At 54.8% G+C, this 449-nt stretch carries 1 pseudogene; it reads left to right on the top strand.

From position 1 onward, the window contains the following. A pseudogene (locus K0039_RS25375) lies at positions 1-222 on the top strand (hypothetical protein); the annotation flags it as partial. Positions 223-449: the final 227 nt, after the last annotated feature.

Genomic DNA, 449 nt, shown 5'->3' with positions numbered 1-449 from the left:
CAAACTTTTCCGGGTATCGGGCGCTGGACGGCGAATTATTTTGCTTTGCGTGGCTGGCAGGCGAAAGATGTTTTCCTGCCGGATGATTATCTGATTAAACAGCGATTTCCGGGAATGACACCGGCGCAAATCCGCCGTTATGCCGAGCGCTGGAAGCCCTGGCGTTCTTATGCGCTGTTGCATATCTGGTATACGGAAGGCTGGCAACCAGACGAAGCATGACGTTGGTCGCCGGATGCGGTGCGAGCGCCTTATCCGGCCTGGGGAATGAGCGATTTGTAGGCATGATAAGACGCGTTAAGCGTCGCATCAGGCATTATGGCGCAGTTGCCGGATGCGGCGTGAACGCCTTATCCGGCCCACAGGAACTGTAATCTTTGTAGACCGGTTAAGATGCGTCATCGCATCCGGCAAACACACATCACGGATGAGCTACAAACCGGGAAAGC

Source organism: Terrisporobacter mayombei (assembly GCF_020748465.1).
Taxonomy (GTDB): Bacteria; Bacillota; Clostridia; order Peptostreptococcales; family Peptostreptococcaceae; genus Terrisporobacter; species Terrisporobacter mayombei.
This window is presented reverse-complemented; position numbering and strand designations above follow the sequence as displayed.